The organism is Kitasatospora griseola (assembly GCF_014648555.1).
GTDB classification, from domain to species: Bacteria; Actinomycetota; Actinomycetes; order Streptomycetales; family Streptomycetaceae; genus Kitasatospora; species Kitasatospora griseola.
This window is the reverse complement of the sequence record NZ_BMRI01000016.1, coordinates 56,884-74,227: the sequence shown is the minus strand read 5'-3', so window position 1 is coordinate 74,227 and position 17,344 is coordinate 56,884. Positions and strand designations below refer to the sequence as shown.

Below are 17,344 nucleotides of genomic sequence, written 5' to 3'. Positions count from 1 at the left end.
GTCAGCCGGCCCGGCCGAGGGTGAGCAGGCCCCCGGTGGGCACCCGGACGGCAAGCTCCGTTCCGTCGACCGGGGTCTGCGCCCGCGCCACCTCCCCGCCCAGGCAGTCCTGCACCAACAGGTCGACCGGGCCCGGCGCCCGGTCGAACTCGATCCGCACCAGGGTGTCCGGGTCGGCGTTCGCCACCAGCAGCCTCCGCCAGTGGCCCGCGGCGCGCAGCGGCAGCGGGGCGTAGCGGCCGAACGCCAGCGCGCCCGCGCGCCGCGCCTCGATCACCGGGTACGCCAACTCGGGCCGGTGCGGGCGCAGTTCGCCGCGCTGGAGCAGCTCGCGGTGCTCGGCCATGACGCCCAGCCAGAACCTCAGTGCGGCCAGCTGCTCCGGGCGCTGCGCGGCGAGGTCGACGGAGACCTGGGCGGTGGCGAACAGCACCGACTGGAGCAGCACGGCGATCTGTTCCGGGCTCTCCTCGGGGTGCCAGGTCAGCGGGTCGGCGTGCACGGCGAGCGGCCCGGCGGTGAGTCGCAGGTCGGCGGTGCGGACCCGGTTCTCCACCGCGTTGTGCGGGCAGTCGGCGGCCCGGACCATGGTGGCGTACGGCCACAGGCCGGGGCCGAGGTAGTCCTGGCGGTGTTCGACCAGCACGTCGGGGCGGGTGGCGCGGAGCCGTTCGTCGAGGGCGGCGAGCAGTCTCTGCACGCCTTCGGCGACGGTGGCGCAGTCCGCTTCGGGCGAGGCGGTGTGGGGTGCGGCGCCGGCTGCGGGCCGGTGGGCGAAGGTGTCGACGAAGTCGATCTTCAGGCCGTCGACGCCGTGCTGCTCGACGGCGGCGGCGAGCCGGTCGACCTGGTGGGCGCGGACGGTGGGGCTGCGCGGGTCGAGCAGGTAGGTCTCCAGGGTCGGCAGGTGGGCGAGGGTGTGGCCGGCCAGCCGGGTCGCCGCTTCGCTGCGGTCGCCGACGAACGGGACGGCGTGCCACAGCAGGTAGTTCAGGCCGAGGCCGCGGACGCGGGCGACGTGCGCGGCGAAGTCCGGGAAGTCGGTGGGGGCGGGCTGCCAGTCGCCGGTGGTGGCGTAGGAGCGGGTGCGTTCGTCGGTCTGCCAGCCGTCGTCGACGATCAGGCTGCGGAAGCCGAGCGGTGCGGCGAGTTCGGCGAGGCGCTCGACGTCGGTGGCGGCCATCGCCAGGTGCAGGGCGTACCAGGTGCAGAACACCGGCTCGAACGCGGCGTCGGGGACGGCGCGGACGGGCGCGAGGCCGGCCCACCAGTCGGCGCACTCCCGGACGGTATCGGCGAAGTGACGGCCGCTCAGGTCGAGGCGCAGGGCGATCCCGGGGCCGTCCTGTTCGATCCACCAGCTGTAGCGCCCGGTCTCCTCGACCGCGCCTTCGCCGATGGCGACGGGTCGGACGAGTTCGCCGACCGCGAAGGTGCACAGCGCGCCGTCGCCCTGGCCGACCAGGCTGCCGACGGGTGCGCCCTTGGGCAGTGACGCCTCCCGGGGGTTCGCCCAACTCGGCGGCAGCCAGCGGGCGTTGGTGTTGGGCGTCCAGTAGGCGGTGGCGCCGGTGCAGGGCAGTTGCCATTCGATCCGCAGGCGGGCGTCCGGCTCGACGGTGGTCGCCTCGATCAGCAGCACGCCGGGGACGGCGAGTTCGGTCACGGTCACGGCCGGGGCGCTCACGCTCCCGACCGCCGTCACCCGGAGGGTGAGCAGGCCGGCGTCGACGGTGCGGGAGGTCTCGGTGCGACCGGACGGCGGTGCGGAGCCGTCCCAGGACAGTGCGGTCACGCGGGGTTTCCTTTCGCGGGAAGTGGTCCCGCCCCGGCCGGCCGCGGAAGCGGGTGAACGGCCGGCCGGAGCGGGGGTTCGGGGCGTCGGCCCGGCGGCGCAGTGGGCCTTCGCAGGTGTGGTCGGCGGGAGAGCGTGGGCTCTCCCGTCCCGCCCGAGGGGCGCGCTATGCCTCGGGGAAGTGGCAGGCGACCTGGCGGGTGGGCGTGTCGGGGGCGAGCACCGGCGCCTCGGTCCGGCAGACGGCCTGCGCCTTGGGGCAGCGCGGGTGGAAGGTGCAGCCGGGCGGGGGGCTGGCGGGGCTGGGCGGGTCGCCGAGCAGGACGATGCGTTCGCGGGCGCGCTCGGCGGCCGGGTCGGGCAGCGGGACGGCGGACAGCAGCGCCTTGGTGTACGGGTGGGCGGGGCGCTCGTACACGTCCGCCCGGTCGCCGAGTTCGACGATCCGGCCGAGGTACATGACGGCGACCCGGTGGCTGAGGTGTTTGACCACGGCGAGGTCGTGCGCGATGAAGACGTAGGCGACGCCGAGTTCGGCCTGCAGGCGTTCCATCAGGCCGACGATCTGCGCCTGGATGGAGACGTCGAGCGCGGAGACCGGCTCGTCCGCGACGACGAGTTCGGGCCGGGTCGCCAGCGCCCGGGCGATGCCGATGCGTTGGGCCTGGCCCCCGGAGAACTGGTGCGGGTAGCGCTCCAGGTGTTCGGGGGCGAGCCCGACCAGCCGGATCAGGTCCCGGACCTCCTCGCGGATCGTCGAAGGGGAGGCGCCCTGCGCGCGCAGCGGGGCCGCGATGATCTGCTGGACGGTCTTGCGCGGGTTGAGCGAGGCGAACGGGTCCTGGAAGATCATCTGGAACTTGCTGCGCAGCGGCCGCAGTTGGCGCTGCGGGGCACGGGTGATGTCCTGTCCGCGGAAGCTCACCTGCCCGGCCGTCGGGTCGAGCAGGCGGACCAGCATCCGTCCGGTGGTGGATTTGCCGCAGCCGGATTCGCCGACCAGTCCGAGGGTCTCGCCGGGGCGGACGTCGAAGCTGACGCCGTCCACGGCGCGGACGCCGGGGGCCCGGCGCAGGACGCCGCGCGGGCCGGGGAAGGTCATGCCGAGGTCGCGGACGCTCAGCACCGCGGTGTCGGTGGTCATGCGGTCACCTCGTCGTGGATGCAGGCGCTGCGGTGGCCGCCGGCGACGGTGCGCAGCGGCGGCCGTTCGCCGGTGCAGCGGGTGTCGGACGTGGCGGCGTACGCGGGGCAGCGGGGGTGGAAGGCGCAGCCGGCGGGCGGGGCGAGCAGGGACGGCGGAGTGCCGGGGATCGCGCGCAGGGCGGTGTCGGGCGCCGCGTCGAGGCGGGGCAGGGAGTCGAGCAGCCCGCGGGTGTACGGGTGCCGGGGGGTGGTGAACAGCGCTTCGGCGTCGGCCTGTTCGACCGCGGAGCCGCCGTACATGACGAGGACGTCGTCGGCGGCGCGGGCGATGACGCCGAGGTCGTGGGTGATCAGGACGAGGCCGAGGCCGCGCTCGCGCTGGAGGCGGGTCAGCAGGTCGAGGACCTGGGCCTGGACGGTGACGTCGAGGGCGGTGGTGGGTTCGTCGGCGATGATCAGGTCGGGTTCGCAGGACAGCGCGAGGGCGATCATGGCGCGTTGGCGCATGCCGCCGGAGAACTGGTGCGGGTGTTCGCGGGCGCGCCGGGCGGGTTCGGGGATGCCGACGTCGCCGAGGACGTCGACGGCGCGGGCGTGGGCGGCTTTCCGGGTGCCGCCGAAGTGGCTGCGGTAGGCCTCGGCGATCTGGTCGCCGACGGTGAAGTAGGGGTGCAGGGCGGTGAGTGCGTCCTGGAACACCATCGCCATTTTCCGTCCGCGCAGGGTGCGCAGGTGGTCGTCAGGGGCGCCGATCAGTTCGGTGCCGTCGAGTTGCGCGGAGCCGGTGACGGTGGCGCCGCGGTGCAGTCCCATGACGGCGAGGGAGGTGACGGACTTTCCGGAGCCGGATTCGCCGACGATGCCGAGGGTGCGTCCGCGTTCGACGGTGAAGTCGATGCCTTTGACGGCGTGGACGGTGCCTTCGGCGGTGTCGAAGGTGACGGCGAGGTTCTGTACGGCGAGCAGGGGTGTGGTCATGCGAGCCTCGCCCTCGGGTCGATCCAGGCGTAGAGGAGGTCCACGACCAGGTTGGAGCTGACGATGAAGAAGGAGGCGAGCAGGGTGACGCCCATGACGACGGGCTGGTCGGACTTGTTGAGGGAGTCGGCGAAGAGTTTGCCGATGCCGGGGAGGCTGAACAGGGATTCGGTGATCAGGGCACCGGCCAGCAGTCCGCCGAGGTCCATGCCGAGCATGGTGACGACGGGGGTGAGGGCGGGGCGCAGGCCGTGCTTGCCGACGACGCGGCGCTCGCGCAGGCCTTTGGCGCGGGCGGTGCGCACGTACGGTTCGGCCATCGTCTCGATGACGGAGTTGCGCGTCATTCGGGCGTAGATGGCGGCGTTCAGCAGGGCGAGGGTGATCCACGGCAGGATCAGGTTGGAGATCCACTGGCCGGGGTGCTCGGTGAAGGCGATGTAGCGGGGGTAGGGCAGCAGGCCGGCCACTGTGACGACCAGGTAGAGCAGGATCATCGCGGTGAAGTAGACCGGCAGGGCGGCGACGCCGATGGTGCCGACCATCAGGGTGCGGTCGAGGCGGGTGCCGCGGCGCAGCGCGGAGACCACGCCGGTGCCGACGCCGAGGAGCAGCCAGAGGGCGGCGGCGCCGAGGGCGAGGGAGATGCTGGTGGGCAGCCGGTCCATCATCAGGTCCCAGACGGGCTGGGCGGACTGGAAGGAGTAGCCGAAGCAGGGGAAGCCGCACTGGACGGCGTACTGGCCGGTGCCGAGGGTCTGGCCGGCGAAGATGCCGGTGACGTAGTGCCAGAACTGGACGATCAGGGGGTCGGCCAGTCCGAGCTGTTGGCGGACGAGTTCGATGCGTTCGGTGGAGCAGTCCTTGCCGCAGAACTGGACGGCGGGGTCGGCGGGGAACAGGTAGAAGACGGCGAAGGTGAGCGCGCAGACGACCAGCAGGGTGGCGGCCATCGCAGCGAGCCGGCGGAGCAGGTATCCGATCACGTCCGGCTGCCCTTCGGGTCGAGGGCGTCCCGCAGGGCGTCGCCGACCAGGGTGAAGGCCAGGACCACCAGGAACAGGCAGGCGCTGGGGAGGATGAAGAACATCGGGTCGACCTTGTAGTAGAGCACCGCGTCGGAGATCATCTGCCCCCACGAGGGGGTGGGCGGGCGGATGCCGACGCCGAGGAAGCTGAGTGCGGCCTCGGTGCCGATCAGGCCGGGGACGGCGAGGGTGACGTAGACGATGATGGTGCCGGTGAGGTTGGGCAGGATCTCGCCGAACAGGATGCGGCTGTTGCGGGTGCCGCTGGCGCGGGCGGCCTCGACGTATTCGCGATGTTTGAGGGAGAGGGTCTGGCCGCGGACCACGCGGGCGATGTAGGGCCAGGAGAACAGCGACATGACGCCGATCAGCAGCAGGACGCGGTTGACGTCCCGGGCGACGGAGAGCAGCGCGATCATGAAGATCAGGCTGGGGAACGACATCATGACGTCCATGAACCGGCTGATCAGGGCGTCGGTGCGGCCGCCGAAGTAGCCGGCGGTGATGCCGAGGACGGTGCCGATCAGGGTGATCAGCAGGGCGGCGCTGAACGCGACCAGGAGGCTGATCTGGGCGCCGTAGAGCAGCCGGGCGAAGATGTCGCGGCCGAGCAGCGGTTCGACGCCGAGCCAGTGCTGGGGGCTGATGCCGCCGAGGGCGCCGCGGGGCAGGCCGCCGAGGTAGGGGTCGACGGCTTTCTTGTCGACAGTGTCGGGGCGGGTGCCGCTGATCGCGGTGAGCACCGGCGCGAGGAGTGCGGCCAGGACGAAGAAGGCGATGATGGCGGCGCCGACGAGGGCGGCCTTCTGGTGGCGCAGGCGGTGCAGGGCGAGCTTCCAGGGGGACGCGGGGGCCTCGGTGGTGTCCGGGGCCCCCGCCCCCTCGGCCGCGGCCGTCGGGAGCGGGGTGGTCATGGTGGGAACTCCCGCTCTACTTGACGGACTTGAGGCCGATGCCCGCGTAGTCGAGCTGCCCGGCCCAGACCGGGTGGGCGTAGGCGCCTGCGATGTTGGAGCCGACCAGGACGGGCTTCTTCTGCCAGATCAGCGGGACGGCGGGCGAGGCGTCCATGATCTTTCCGTCCAGCGCGAGCCAGGCCTCGTTGGCCTTCTTCAGGTCGTCCAGGCCGGCGATCCGGTCGAGTTCGGCGTTGACCGTCGGGTCGTCGAACCGGGTCATGTTGCCGTTGTTGCCCTTGTCCTTGACGGCCCGGCCATCGAAGATCATCGGCAGGAAGGTGCCGGCGGACGGGTAGTCGGGGCACCAGCCGAGGCTGGTGAGTCCGGGCTGCTTCTCCTTGTCGCCGACGATCGAGTTGACGGCGGTGGGGTCGACGGTGGTGATGGTGACGTTCACCCCCGCGCGCTTGAGGGCGGCCTGGATGGCCTCGGCCTGCGCCTTGCCGCCGGTGGAGGTGACGAAGTCGGTGGAGAAGCCGTTCGGGAAGCCCGCCTCGGCGAGCAGCTGCTTGGCCTTCTCGGGGTCGCCGCCGGGCTTGATCTGGAAGTGGTCGACGGCCGTGCCGGCGGTGAGCATCGGGGGCAGGTAGGTGGTGGCGATGTCGTTGAACGCGGGGCCGCCGGTGGCGGCGGCGAAGGACTCCTTGTCCACCGCGTACTGCATCGCCAGGCGGACCTTGGCGTTGTCGAACGGCGCCTTGGTGGTGTTCATGTCCAGCTTGGTGGTGCAGCCCGCGTTCTCGCTGATCAGGCGCTTCTTGACGTCGGGGTTGGTGAGCACCTCGGAGATCTTCGCGGGCGTCAGGTCCACGTAGGAGACGGCGCTCTTGTCGTCGCCCTGGTCGGCGATCAGGCGGTCGGCGATGCCGGTGCCCTTGAGGGTCTGGTCGACCACGATCTTGTCGGGGTACGCCTTGCGGACCGGGTCGGTGGCCTGGTCCCAGTTGGTGTTGCGGACCAGCACCATGCGCTTGCCGCGGTCGTAGCTCTCGATCTTGTACGGGCCGGAGGAGACCGGGTGGTTGGAGTAGTTGGCGCCCGCCTCCTTGGCCTTGGGGACGGGCGAGAAGGTGGGCAGGGTGACGGTGTAGCCGAACTCGGCGACCGGACGCTTGAGGTGGAAGACGATCGTCTTGGCGTCCGGGACCTCGATGGCGTCGCTGCCGAGCCGCTCGCCGCCCAGCGGGCCCTTGTACCCGGCCGGGGCGTTGAGGTAGCGCACCGCGTAGTCGGGCCCGCCGGCCAGTTCCGGCGAGTACGACCGCTCGACGTTGTACTTGATGTCGTCGGCGGTGATCGGGGTGCCGTCCTCGTACTTGAGGTTGTCCTTCAGGTGGAAGGTCCAGGTCTTCGCGCCGTCGCTGGAAGTGCCGAGGTCGGTGGCCAGGTCGGGCTCGATCTTCAGGCCCTCGGCGCCGGGGGCGGCCTTGAAGGTGGTCAGGGTGCGGTAGAGCATGCGCACGCCGACGTCCATCACCGGCATGGTCCAGTTGCGGGCGGGGTCGAGCTGGTCGAAGTCCTGGTTCGACAGGATCGTCAGGGTGCCGCCCTTGACGGGGGTGCCGCCGACGATGCCGTTGCCTTCGGTGGTCACACCCTGCGGTCCGCCGCTGTCGTCACCGCCGCCGCCGTTGCTGCCGCATGCGGCGAGGACGAGGGTGAGGGACGCCGCGATGGCCGCCGCGAGGGCGGCGTGGGTACGCCTGTTCATGTGCATCTCCGGAACTGGGGGCTGCTCAACGGGGATCGGATCACCGAGAGATCGGCGCCTCCGGGGATCGATGCCGCCGGGGTCTGGCCCGCTCTGAGGTGTGACCCGTAACATAGTAATGTGAAATTGCACTGCGCAATGAGGCGGCCCGACCGTTACCGAGCCGTGTCATTGCCCGCCGCTCAGCAGTGCAATTTCCTAGCCGCTCACACCAGTTGTCCCTGTATCGCCCCCGCTCGGAGGAGTTCCACCCGATGGCCGACCAGCCCGCCCTGAACACCGGCAGCCACGACCTGCCCATCACCCCCGCCCTGGCCGCCTTCATGGCCGACCAGTGGGCCGCCACCCCGCTGCCCGCCGACAGCCGCGTCCCCGGCCACGCGTACTTCCCGGCCCGCCGGGCCCGGATCGCCGCCGCCTTCCCCGGCGAGCGGCTGCTCGTCCCCGCGGGGCAGTTGAAGATCCGCAGCAACGACTGCGACTACCGCTTCCGCCCGCACAGCGCCTACGCCCACCTCACCGGGCTGACCGGCGAGGAGCAGGTCGGCCACGTCCTGGTGATCGAGCCCGACGGCGAGGCCGTGCTGTACCTGCGGCCCCGCTCCGACCGGGCCGGCGGCTCCGCCGAGTTCTACCGCGACCGCCGCTACGGCGAGTTCTGGGTCGGCCGGCGCGCCGACCTCGCCGAGGCCGCCCAGCTCACCGGCCTGCGCACCGCCCACCTCGACGACCTGCCGAAGCTGTTCACCACCGGCGCGCCCACCCGCGTCCTCGCCGACGTCGACCCCGTCCTGGACGCCCTGGCCGGCCGCCCGTCCGCCGACCACGCCGCCCGCGACGGCCAACTCGCCGCCGCGCTCAGCGAGTTGCGCCTGATCAAGGACCCGTGGGAGGTCGACCAGCTCCAGCTCTCCGTCGACCACACCGCCGCGGGCTTCGCCGACGTGGTCCGCGCGCTGCCCGCCGCACTGCGCCACCACCGCGGCGAGCGCATCCTGGAGGGCGCGTTCAACGCCCGCGCCCGCGCCGAGGGCAACGGCACCGGCTACGAGACCATCGTCGCCTCCGGCGCGCACGCCTGCGTGCTGCACTGGATCCGCAACGACGGCCCGCTCGACCCGGCCCAGCTCCTGCTGCTCGACGCGGGCGTGGAGACCGACACCCTCTACACCGCCGACATCACCCGCACCCTGCCGCTGTCCGGAACCTTCTCCCCCGCCCAGCGCGACGCCTACGAACTCGTCCTCGCCGCCCAGAACGCCGGCATCGCCACGCTGCGCCCCGGCGCGTCCTTCCGCGACTTCCACCGTGCCGCGATGCGGGTGATCGCCGAGGGCCTCGCCGAGTGGGGCGTGCTGCCCGTCTCCGCCGAGGAGGCGCTGCGCGAGGACTCCGGCCTGTACCGCCGCTACACCCTCTGCGCCAGCGGCCACATGCTCGGCCTGGACGTCCACGACTGCGCGAAGGCCCGCGCCGAGACGTACCTGGACGGCGTGCTGGAGGAAGGCATGGTCCTCACCGTCGAGCCGGGCCTCTACCTCCAGCCCGACGACCTCACCCTGCCGCCCGCGCTGCGCGGCATCGGCATCCGCATCGAGGACGACCTGGTGATCACCGCCGACGGCGCCCGCCTGATGTCCGCCGAGCTGCCGCGCACGGTGGACGGCATCGAGTCCTGGATGGGCGAGCTGCTGGGCTGATTTCAGGATGAACGGTCGGTCGCGGGTGCGTAGGCTCAGCCCCCGTGACCGACCGTGCCCTCCGTACCGACCGCATCGCCCGCATCGTGGCGGACCTCCCCCGTCTCAGCGACGTCAACAGCGTCCGCGCGACGGCCCGGGAGCAACTCGCGCGGGGCGACGCCGCGTTCCTCGCCGAGCTCGGCCTCGCCCTCGCCCGGCGCTTCGGCGGGGCGGAGCCGAAGTGGCAGTACCGCAGCGTCTTCGACCACCTGGTCCGGCTCCTGGCCACCCGGCCCGGCGCCGAGAACGTCCGGCAGGCGCTGCGGCTGCTCACCGCGGCACCCGACTCCGCCCGCCCCGCGGCCTCGCTGCTGGCGTCCGGCCACCGCCCGGCCGACCTCGCCGCCGCGTTCGCCGAGCCCGCCCCGAACGAGCTACGGGCCTGCCTGGTCCACGAGTTGATCCTGCGCGGCGTGGACCTCGACACCGTCCCCGGCGCCTCCGCGTGGACGGCCGCCCCGCATCTCGCCCACCACCCGCTGGGCGCGCTGCCCCTGACGCCCTCCCCGCTGGAGGCGCTCGCCGACCTGCCCGGCTACGGCCCGGACGGCGGTTGCCACGCGCTGCCGTACGGGGGTGCGGGAGGCGAGCAGTTGACGGCCCGCCGTACCGCCGAACCGCTGCCGCCCGCCGCCGAAACGACCACTCCGGAGGCGGCCGAGGCCCTGGGCCGGGCCGTCGCGAACTGGGCCGAGGAGTCCAACGGCCGCATCGAGGCCCGGGTGTTCGAGTTCGCCGCACCGCTGCCCGTCGGCTCCGTCCCGGTCGCCCTGCTCACCCTCGGCCTGGACTGCCTCGCCGACGCCGAGCCCTCCGCGCTCTCCGTCACCGCCTGCCCGCCGGCCGAGGCCTGGAGCGTCCTGTTCGCCGCCGCCTCCACCGGCGGCGCCTACAACTACGGCGTGCAGGGCGCCTACGGCCGCCTCGCCGCGTGGCAGTCGCTGGCCGCACTGGCCGACGCCGGCCTCCCCACCGCCGAGGCCCGCGCCACCGCCTGCCACTGGTTCGCCTTCGACGCCCCCGCCCCCTGGTTCGACCGCATCGCCTGGGACCTCGGCCTCGCCGCCCTCACCCCCGACCGCGGCCGCCTCGCCGTCCTCGCGGCCACCGACACCGACTGACGCCCCCTCACGGGGCGTAGCGCAACAGCACCACGTCGCCCACCGTCTCGGCCCCCAGCAGCGTCATCCGGTGCGTGCTGCCGCCCGGGAACGCGGCCGGATACACGAAACGCGGCGCACCCGCCTCGCCGACCAGCAGCGGCGCCACCGCCAGGTGGACCTCGTCGGCTAGGCCCAGCGACAGGAACTGCGTGTGAATCCGCCCGCCGCCCTCCACCATCAGCCGCCGCACCCCACGGGCCGCCAGGTCGTCGAGCATCGCCCCGAAGTCGACGCTGTCACCGGTGCTCACCACCTCGGCCAGCCCGTCCAGCGCGCCGCCCAGCCTCGACGCCCCGGCGTCGGTGGTGTACACGACCTTCCGGTCGCCGAAGTGCCAGAACTTCAGCCCCCGATCGAGGTCGCCGCTCGCCGAGACCGTCACCTTCAACGGGTACGCCGGCTTCCCCGCCGCGACCCGCTCGGCCCGCCGCCGCTCGCTGTTGACGAGGAGCCGCGGATCGTCCGCCCGCAGCGTGTTCCCGCCGACCAGGACGGCGTCCGACTCGGCCCGCACCTGGTCCACCCGGTCGAAGTCCTCGGCGTTCGACAGCAGCAGCCGCTCCGTCGAGGTGTCGTCGATGTACCCGTCGATCGAGGTGGCGACGCTCAGCAGCACGTACGGGCGCTCGGCCATGGTGGCTCCGTTCTTCGCGGCTGGACCCCGGCGGTCCTCGGGCATGATCACACGACCCGGACCTGTCGGTGACCGACGGAAATTCGAGTGACCCCGGCGTACGACCCCGGTACGGTCGGCCGATGCCCGAGCTGCAGCGGCTGCGCGCCGACCACGCCCCGGCGGTCCTGGCCTTCGAGCTGGCGAACCGCGCCTACTTCGCCGCCTCGATCACCGACCGCGGCGACGAGTACTTCGACCGGTTCGCCGAGCGCCACGACGCCCTGCTGGCCGAGCAGGAGGCCGGCGTCTGCGTCTTCCACCTCCTCGTCGCCGAGGACGGCTCGGTCCTCGGCAGGTTCAACCTGTACGACCTGGAGGACGGCGCCGCCGTCCTCGGCTACCGGGTCGCGGAACAGGCCGCCGGACGCGGCCTGGCGACGGCGGCCGTCCAGCAGCTCTGCCGGACGGCGCCGGCGCTGCACGGCCTGCACACCCTGCGGGCGGCCACCTCCCACGACAACGCCGCGTCCCGCCGGGTCCTGACCAAGGCCGGGTTCGCCTCCGACGGCCCCGCCGCCCCGGCCGACCTCGGCGGCAAACCGGGCACCTGGTACCGGCGCGACCTCCGACCCTAGGCCGGGCCCTACCCGGCGCGCTGCGCATCCTCCCACAGCGCGCGAGTCACCTTCGCCGCGCCGCCCTCGCGGGCCGAGGTGTGGGCGGTGCCCGCCCACAGGTGCATGCCCTCGACGTCGCCGCGACGGGTCGCGGCCGCCCGCAACGGCTGGGTGAGGTGGTGGACTTCGGGGTAGGCCGGCGGGGCGTCGGCGTCGTACCGGTCGATGAAGGCGTTGCGGAGGGCCCGGGCGGGGCGGCCCGTGAACGCGCGGGTGACGGTCGTCCCGGGGAGTTCGACCAGGGCGCGGCGGTGCGCGGCCGAGGCGCCGGATTCGTCGGTGCGCAGGTAGGCGGTGCCGAGTTGGGCGGCGACCGCGCCCGCCCGCAGCGCGGCGGCGATCGCCGGGCCGTCGCCGAGGCCGCCGGCGGCGATCAGCGGGAGCGGCGTCACCTCCCGTACGGCGGCGAGCAGTTCGAGCAGCGGGAGGGTGCCCGGGGTGTCCTCGGCGCGGTGGGTGCCGCGGTGGCCGCCGGCCTCCGGGCCCTGCACGGTCAGGGCGTCCAGGCCGAGCGCGGTGGCGGCGCGGGCCTCCTCCGGGCTGGTGACGGTGCCGAGTTGGCCGATGCCGGCGGCCCGGAGCGCGTCGGCCTCGTCCCGGCCGGGCAGGCCGAAGGTGTACGAGACGTACGGGACGGGGTCGCGCAGCAGCGCGTCGAGCTTCGCCTCCCAGCCGTCCCGGTCGGACCGGACCTCGGCGGGCAGCTCCACGCCCCACCGCTCGGCCTCCGGTCGGAGCCGCTCCCGGTAGGCGACGACCGGCCCCGGATCGGAGGGCGGCGCGGGCACGAACAGGTTGACGCCGAACGGGCGGTCCGTCAGCTCGCGGGTCCGGCAAACCTGGTCGAGCATCCCGTCGACCGTCCGGTAGCCGGCGGCGAGGAAGCCCAGGCCGCCCGCGCCGTTGACGGCCGCGACCAGCTCGGGAGTGCTCGGGCCGCCCGCCATCGGGGCCGCGATCAGCGGCACCTCCCAGTCGAATGCCATGCCGCTCCCTCGCCTCCGTGCGCACCGATCCCGGTCGCTGCCCACCCTACGTCGACGGCCGATCCCGCCGACGGCCGCCCGGTCCGCCGTCGGTCTCCTGTTTGCCGGAGCCTTCGCCGCACCGCGATACTCCCCGGATGCTGTTGACCTGGATCGCCGAGGTGGCGGACGAACCGCTGGCGCTGGAGCCGGCCGACCGGCGGGTGGAGTGGGAGACCAACACCTGGCTGCTGAGCGCGGCGGACGAGGACCGGCGGTCCCTGACGGTGCATGAGGTGGTCGCCGCCTTCGAGCGCACCGCCGGACGCATCCGGGAGCGCGTCCGCGAACTGGGCTTCGGCGGGGTGGCGACCTTCTACGTGTGGCACGACCGGCAGGCCGGTCAACTCCGCTGCTCCACCGGATCGGTGCCCACCGAGGAGCTGCCGTTCGGCGCCGCGTACCTGCCGGTCGACGATCTCGGCCCGGTCGTCGAGGGCTTCCTGCACGACGAGCAGCAGGGTCCCGAGGAGGTCGACGACCCGCTGGAGCCCGACCCCGAGCTCCCGCCCTTTCCCGTGTGGGTGCGCAGCGTCGGAACGGCCCCGCGCTGACGCCGCCCCGGCCCGCCCGCACGGCCGAACGGAGGCGAACGGACGCGAACGGGTGGCGTGACAGGCGTCACATCCGCGGAGCGGTCACATTCGGGGGAGCTGCGGGGTCAGTCCTTGCAGAAGCACACTCGACAAGGAGCCCGACCGTGGACGCACGCCTCAACTACTTCGGCAACCCCCTCGCGGGGAAGATCATCAAGCACATCAACTCGGCCGGCGCCGCCATCGGCGGCTCCTCGCTCCCGGCCGCCACCCAGGAGCTGGTGAAGATCCGGGCCAGCCAGATCAACGGCTGCGGTTTCTGCACCGACATGCACACCAAGGACGCCACCCACGCCGGGGAGACCCAGCAGCGGCTGAACATGATCGCCGCCTGGCGCGAGGCGACCTGCTTCACCGAGGCCGAGCGCGCCGCGCTCGAACTCACCGAGCAGGGCACCCGGATCGCCGACGCGGCGGGCGGCGTCAGCGACGAGGCCTGGGCGGAGGCCGCCAAGCACTACGACGAGGAGCAGCTGATCGCCCTCGTCGGCCTGATCGCCCTGATCAACACCTACAACCGGGTCAACGTGATCATTCGCCAGCCCGCGGGCGACTACGTCCCCGGTCAGTTCGCCTGACCCGTTCGGCCCCTCCCCCGCAGGGGAGGGGCCGCCCTCAACCTTCCCCGGAGAGCGCGGCAGCGGCGGCCCGCACGTCGGCCTCCCATCCGCGGAACTGCCGGGCAGTCAAGTACCCGGCGCAGCAGTCGCAGTGGACGGCCAGCAGCCCGAGCAACGCCGACTCGTCCTGGTCCAGGCCCTCGGAGTCCCAGTCGCTCACCGCCGCAGCCAGCTCCGCGGGCGTCATGCCGCTCGCCACCACCCGGGCCGCGAGCTCGCGCATCAGCCACCGCTTGCCGTCCACCGCCCCCGGGTACGCCAGACCGAAGTCGTCCAGCACCTCCCGCAACAACGGCTCCAACTCGGACGCCGACTCCCGGCGCCCCCGCCCGGCCAGGTCGTACAACGCCGGGGAATCGAACCCGTCGGCCACCAACTCGGCGGCGGCCATCGGAAGTTCACCGGTGCTCAGCTCACCCGCGCGGTACCGCAGCGCCACCAGCCGCACCCGCTCCATCTCCGGCACTCCCACTCACCGCCCCTCCGCCACGAGCGCCGCCGCGGCGGCACGCGCCTGCGCCTCCCAGGCCCGGACCTGCTCGGGAGTCCAGTACTCGACGCACCCGTCGCAGCACCCCTCCCCCACGACCCGGACGAACTCCCCCTCCGCAGACTCCAACCCGCCGACGGCAGCCATCACTTCGCCCATCGACCGGATCTCACCGAAGGCCAGCCGGGCCGCGACATCGCGCAGCGCCCACCGCTCCGCGTCCTCCTGCTCGGGCTCCGCCTCCCCCAGCTCGTCGAGCGCCCGCCGCCAGAGCCGATCCAGCTCGGCACGCTGCTCGCGGCCACTGCACCCGGCCAACTCCCGCAGTGCCGGGGAGTCATGACCGTCCACCAGCAGATCCGCCGCCGCCATCGGAAGCCGCTCGGGCCAGATCCACCCGACGGCCTGACGGTTCGCCACCACGCGCAAGGAGTCCATACCCGGCAGCCTGCCAGCCTCGCCGGCGCCCTGACCAGTGGTTTTCCAGGAGGGAGCGGACCACCGGGGGCGCTGGTCGTGCACCCCGCACCCCGCCCTCGGTCAGCCGTGGCTGGTGTCGATCACACAGAGGCGGTCCCCCTCGGTGTCGGCGAGCACCACGAAGTCCGGGTCCTCCGGGTAGCTGTCCCAGCCGACCCGCCGCCCGCTGGCGCCGGCCGGTGGGGGCTGCCGGCCCTCGGTCGTCCCTCATCCCCTCCCGGGGCACATACCCGAGCGCCTCGGCGGAGTTGAGCGAACTGCCCGGCCGGACCGGCCGGTGGAGCGCCTCAGCCGACGTCGGTGCCTTCGGCGTCGGCGCGGGGGGCGGGGCTCAGGCCCAGCCGCCTGCCGAAGGTGTTGGCGATCGCGCCCACGTCGCCGGTGTCGCTCCTGCGCAGGACGAACATCTTGGTCAGCACGATCAGCACCGGACCGACCAGGATGCCCATCGGCCAGTAGTGGCCGACCGCGCCGAACCAGATCGCGCCGCCGATGCAGCTCAGGCTCACCAGCACGCCGGCGGCCACGCCCACCAGGTGCTGCCGGTCGGCGTCGTTGAGCTTGGCCATCTCGCGCTCGTGGAGCCGTTCGCCGTCCTTCAGTCTGGCCATGTCCAGCCTGTGCCGCCGGTCGGCGTCCTTGAGCTTGGCCATCTCCCGTTCGTGGAGCCGCTCGCCGTCCTTCAGCTTGGCCATCTCCAACTCGTGGAGCCGCTCGCCGTCCTTGAGCCTGGCCATCTCCAGCTCGTGCTGGAACTCCGCCAGCTTGAGGCGCAACTGCTGTTTGCGCTCGGCCTCCTGGTTCAGGGTGGCCAGCATGGCGACGACGGTCGGCGCGGGGACGTCGCCCCACTTCGCGGCCATCTTGCTCGCCTGCTCGAACGCCCGGCTCTGCCAGAGGTCGTCCGACTCGAAGCCCTCCTCGTACGGCCCGCCCGGTTCGGAGTCCGCCTCGTACTGCTCGTCCTCAGCCACGATGTTCCCCGGTGGGCCTTTCCGTCGGATCGTCGCCCAGGGTCCCGTTCGTCGGGACGGGCAGGCGGTCGAGTCGTTCCAGCAGTTCGGTGAGACCCCGGTCCACGGTGTCCGCGATCTCCTCCAGCGAGGCCTCGTCGAGTGCGCCGAGCGCCGTGAGGTCGGTGTCCAGGAGCCGCCGCACGTGGTCCCGGACGAGCTCGGGCGGGCGGGCGGCGCGGGGGGCGGTGTCCTTGTCGTACGGCGAGTCCCAGGTCAGGGCAGGCCTGTCGGCGCCGGGCCTTCGGCGGAAGCCGACCGGGCTGTACCGGGGCACCGCGGCGGCGAGCCCGGCCGCCGATGAACCGCCCCGCGAGAGGCCGTGATCGGAGAAGGGGGACAGGCGGAGCCGGTCGGTGACGGTGATGGAGAGGCTGTTCAACGACATGCGGTTGCTGTCCTCGTCCTCGGTCAGGCTGTCCGCGAGCCTGTCCATCCCGGCGGCGGTGTCGCGGAACGAGGTGAGGATCCGTCCGAGGGCGTCGTCGGTGATCGCCCGCAGGATCTTCTCGGTGGCCTCGATCGCCAACTCACCGAAGGGGTCGCGGGGCTCGCCGGCAGTAAGGCCCTGCACGGTCCGCCGGAGGTCGAGGCCCTTCGACTCGATGTCGTCCGCGCCGCGCCGCAGGCCGGCCGCGCACGATTCGAGCCGGCCGAGGTCGATGCCGAAGCTCTGACCGTCGAAGCGGTCGGAGCCGTCCACCGGGGCGGGGGGAATCTTCTGCGCGACCTTGTCGACCATGTCGTCGATCGGCCGGGCGACGGTCCGGGCGAGCCGGTCGGCCGCCGCCGCCAGCAACTGGTTGACGATCTTGCGGCCCAGCCGCAGCACCGCCGCCGCACGCCACGAGCCGCGGGCCGAGACTTTCGCCAACTGGGCCTGGACGGCGAGCAGTTGCGTGATGAGCTGGGTCTTGGCCACCTCGACCACGACGGCCGCCGCCCGCAGCACCCTGGCCACCGTGCGGCAGGTCTCGGTGATCAGCCCGGAGTACCCGGTGACGGTGCTCCACAGCTCGGCGAGCTTGCCCGCGGACCAGCCCCGGTAGACCTCGTACAGCTGGGCCAGCTCCGCGTCCGCCGCCGTCTGGGCGCCGTCCAGACCCTCGGCGAACTTCTCCAACTGGTCGGCCAGAAGCCTGAGTTCGTCCTCGTCGATGCTCGGGAAGCGGACGCCGAGCAGGCTGATGACAGGATCGAGTCCCGGTGGTGGTTGCACAGCCATTGCCGCCCCCAGCTGCTGTTTCGCGACAGCCGTCCGGTCGCGCACTGCGACGATACACACACGCGGCGGCGCTGACCACC

At 72.9% G+C, this 17,344-nt stretch carries 17 protein-coding genes and 1 pseudogene; 5 read left to right on the top strand and 13 right to left on the bottom strand.

Annotated features, from left to right (window positions below):
- Position 1: 1 nt before the first annotated feature.
- The 6 genes from IEZ12_RS21230 to IEZ12_RS21205 form a co-directional block, all read right to left on the bottom strand.
- Positions 2-1,795, bottom strand: a complete 1,794-nt coding sequence (locus IEZ12_RS21230; protein WP_189273639.1) for a glycoside hydrolase family 36 protein — start codon at positions 1,793-1,795, stop codon at positions 2-4.
- Between the two features lie 166 nt (positions 1,796-1,961).
- On the bottom strand, positions 1,962-2,939 hold the full coding sequence (locus IEZ12_RS21225; protein ID WP_189273637.1) for an ABC transporter ATP-binding protein: 978 nt from the start codon (positions 2,937-2,939) through the stop codon (positions 1,962-1,964).
- Positions 2,936-3,919 carry an ABC transporter ATP-binding protein gene (locus IEZ12_RS21220; protein ID WP_189273635.1) on the bottom strand — a complete coding sequence of 328 codons (984 nt, stop codon included), beginning with the start codon at positions 3,917-3,919 and terminating at the stop codon, positions 2,936-2,938. Before IEZ12_RS21220 ends, IEZ12_RS21225 begins: the two co-directional genes overlap by 4 nt.
- Positions 3,916-4,905, bottom strand: a complete 990-nt coding sequence (locus tag IEZ12_RS21215) for an ABC transporter permease (protein ID WP_043911590.1) — start codon at positions 4,903-4,905, stop codon at positions 3,916-3,918. The genes IEZ12_RS21220 and IEZ12_RS21215 overlap by 4 nt, the downstream gene beginning before the upstream one ends.
- Positions 4,902-5,861, bottom strand: a complete 960-nt coding sequence (locus tag IEZ12_RS21210; protein WP_189273633.1) for an ABC transporter permease — start codon at positions 5,859-5,861, stop codon at positions 4,902-4,904. Before IEZ12_RS21210 ends, IEZ12_RS21215 begins: the two co-directional genes overlap by 4 nt.
- A gap of 16 nt (positions 5,862-5,877) precedes the next feature.
- On the bottom strand, positions 5,878-7,617 hold the full coding sequence (locus tag IEZ12_RS21205) for an ABC transporter substrate-binding protein (RefSeq protein WP_189273631.1): 1,740 nt from the start codon (positions 7,615-7,617) through the stop codon (positions 5,878-5,880).
- 254 nt (positions 7,618-7,871) lie between these two features.
- Here IEZ12_RS21205 and IEZ12_RS21200 point away from each other — a divergent pair, with 254 nt between their 5' ends.
- Positions 7,872-9,317, top strand: coding sequence for an aminopeptidase P family protein (locus IEZ12_RS21200; RefSeq protein ID WP_189273629.1), 1,446 nt, complete (start codon positions 7,872-7,874; stop codon positions 9,315-9,317).
- Between the two features lie 44 nt (positions 9,318-9,361).
- Positions 9,362-10,480, top strand: a complete 1,119-nt coding sequence (locus tag IEZ12_RS21195; RefSeq protein ID WP_189273627.1) for a DUF6183 family protein — start codon at positions 9,362-9,364, stop codon at positions 10,478-10,480.
- 7 nt (positions 10,481-10,487) lie between these two features.
- Here IEZ12_RS21195 and IEZ12_RS21190 read toward each other — a convergent pair whose 3' ends face one another.
- On the bottom strand, positions 10,488-11,156 hold the full coding sequence (locus IEZ12_RS21190; protein WP_189273626.1) for a RibD family protein: 669 nt from the start codon (positions 11,154-11,156) through the stop codon (positions 10,488-10,490).
- A gap of 122 nt (positions 11,157-11,278) precedes the next feature.
- Between IEZ12_RS21190 and IEZ12_RS21185 the strand changes: the two genes are divergently transcribed.
- Positions 11,279-11,773, top strand: a complete 495-nt coding sequence (locus IEZ12_RS21185) for a GNAT family N-acetyltransferase (RefSeq protein WP_189273624.1) — start codon at positions 11,279-11,281, stop codon at positions 11,771-11,773.
- An 8-nt stretch (positions 11,774-11,781) separates the two neighbouring features.
- Here the strand turns inward: IEZ12_RS21185 and IEZ12_RS21180 are convergent, their stop codons facing one another.
- On the bottom strand, positions 11,782-12,801 hold the full coding sequence (locus IEZ12_RS21180; RefSeq protein WP_189273622.1) for a nitronate monooxygenase: 1,020 nt from the start codon (positions 12,799-12,801) through the stop codon (positions 11,782-11,784).
- A 137-nt stretch (positions 12,802-12,938) separates the two neighbouring features.
- Here IEZ12_RS21180 and IEZ12_RS21175 point away from each other — a divergent pair, with 137 nt between their 5' ends.
- Together IEZ12_RS21175 and IEZ12_RS21170 are read left to right on the top strand one after the other, a co-directional pair.
- Positions 12,939-13,394 (top strand): hypothetical protein, encoded by a 456-nt coding sequence (locus tag IEZ12_RS21175; protein ID WP_189273614.1) that lies wholly within the window; start codon positions 12,939-12,941, stop codon positions 13,392-13,394.
- A 146-nt stretch (positions 13,395-13,540) separates the two neighbouring features.
- Positions 13,541-14,014 (top strand): carboxymuconolactone decarboxylase family protein, encoded by a 474-nt coding sequence (locus IEZ12_RS21170; protein ID WP_189273612.1) that lies wholly within the window; start codon positions 13,541-13,543, stop codon positions 14,012-14,014.
- 37 nt (positions 14,015-14,051) lie between these two features.
- Here the strand turns inward: IEZ12_RS21170 and IEZ12_RS21165 are convergent, their stop codons facing one another.
- From IEZ12_RS21165 to IEZ12_RS21150, 5 genes and pseudogenes are all read right to left on the bottom strand, one after another.
- On the bottom strand, positions 14,052-14,528 hold the full coding sequence (locus IEZ12_RS21165; RefSeq protein WP_189273609.1) for a hypothetical protein: 477 nt from the start codon (positions 14,526-14,528) through the stop codon (positions 14,052-14,054).
- Entirely contained in the window at positions 14,529-14,984 is a 456-nt protein-coding gene (locus tag IEZ12_RS21160) for a hypothetical protein (RefSeq protein WP_189273607.1), read from the bottom strand.
- Between the two features lie 102 nt (positions 14,985-15,086).
- Positions 15,087-15,185 (bottom strand): annotated as a pseudogene (locus IEZ12_RS38830) (VOC family protein); the annotation flags it as partial.
- 128 nt (positions 15,186-15,313) lie between these two features.
- Entirely contained in the window at positions 15,314-16,000 is a 687-nt protein-coding gene (locus tag IEZ12_RS21155; RefSeq protein ID WP_189273604.1) for a hypothetical protein, read from the bottom strand.
- Positions 15,993-17,264: a WXG100-like domain-containing protein gene (locus tag IEZ12_RS21150; protein WP_189273602.1), complete on the bottom strand. Its 1,272-nt coding sequence runs from the start codon at positions 17,262-17,264 to the stop codon at positions 15,993-15,995. The genes IEZ12_RS21155 and IEZ12_RS21150 overlap by 8 nt, the downstream gene beginning before the upstream one ends.
- Positions 17,265-17,344: the final 80 nt, after the last annotated feature.

Bases quoted from the DNA above. Each gene is read 5' to 3' on its own strand.
- IEZ12_RS21200 (WP_189273629.1), top strand. From the start codon at position 7,872: ATGGCCGACCAGCCCGCCCTGAACACCGGCAGCCACGACCTGCCCATC.
- IEZ12_RS21225 (WP_189273637.1), bottom strand. From the start codon at position 2,939: ATGACCACCGACACCGCGGTGCTGAGCGTCCGCGACCTCGGCATGACC.
- IEZ12_RS21190 (WP_189273626.1), bottom strand. From the start codon at position 11,156: ATGGCCGAGCGCCCGTACGTGCTGCTGAGCGTCGCCACCTCGATCGAC.
- IEZ12_RS21180 (WP_189273622.1), bottom strand. From the start codon at position 12,801: ATGGCATTCGACTGGGAGGTGCCGCTGATCGCGGCCCCGATGGCGGGC.
- IEZ12_RS21220 (WP_189273635.1), bottom strand. From the start codon at position 3,919: ATGACCACACCCCTGCTCGCCGTACAGAACCTCGCCGTCACCTTCGAC.
- IEZ12_RS21185 (WP_189273624.1), top strand. From the start codon at position 11,279: ATGCCCGAGCTGCAGCGGCTGCGCGCCGACCACGCCCCGGCGGTCCTG.
- IEZ12_RS21175 (WP_189273614.1), top strand. From the start codon at position 12,939: ATGCTGTTGACCTGGATCGCCGAGGTGGCGGACGAACCGCTGGCGCTG.
- IEZ12_RS21160 (WP_189273607.1), bottom strand. From the start codon at position 14,984: ATGGACTCCTTGCGCGTGGTGGCGAACCGTCAGGCCGTCGGGTGGATC.
- IEZ12_RS21150 (WP_189273602.1), bottom strand. From the start codon at position 17,264: ATGGCTGTGCAACCACCACCGGGACTCGATCCTGTCATCAGCCTGCTC.
- IEZ12_RS21210 (WP_189273633.1), bottom strand. From the start codon at position 5,861: ATGACCACCCCGCTCCCGACGGCCGCGGCCGAGGGGGCGGGGGCCCCG.
- IEZ12_RS21205 (WP_189273631.1), bottom strand. From the start codon at position 7,617: ATGAACAGGCGTACCCACGCCGCCCTCGCGGCGGCCATCGCGGCGTCC.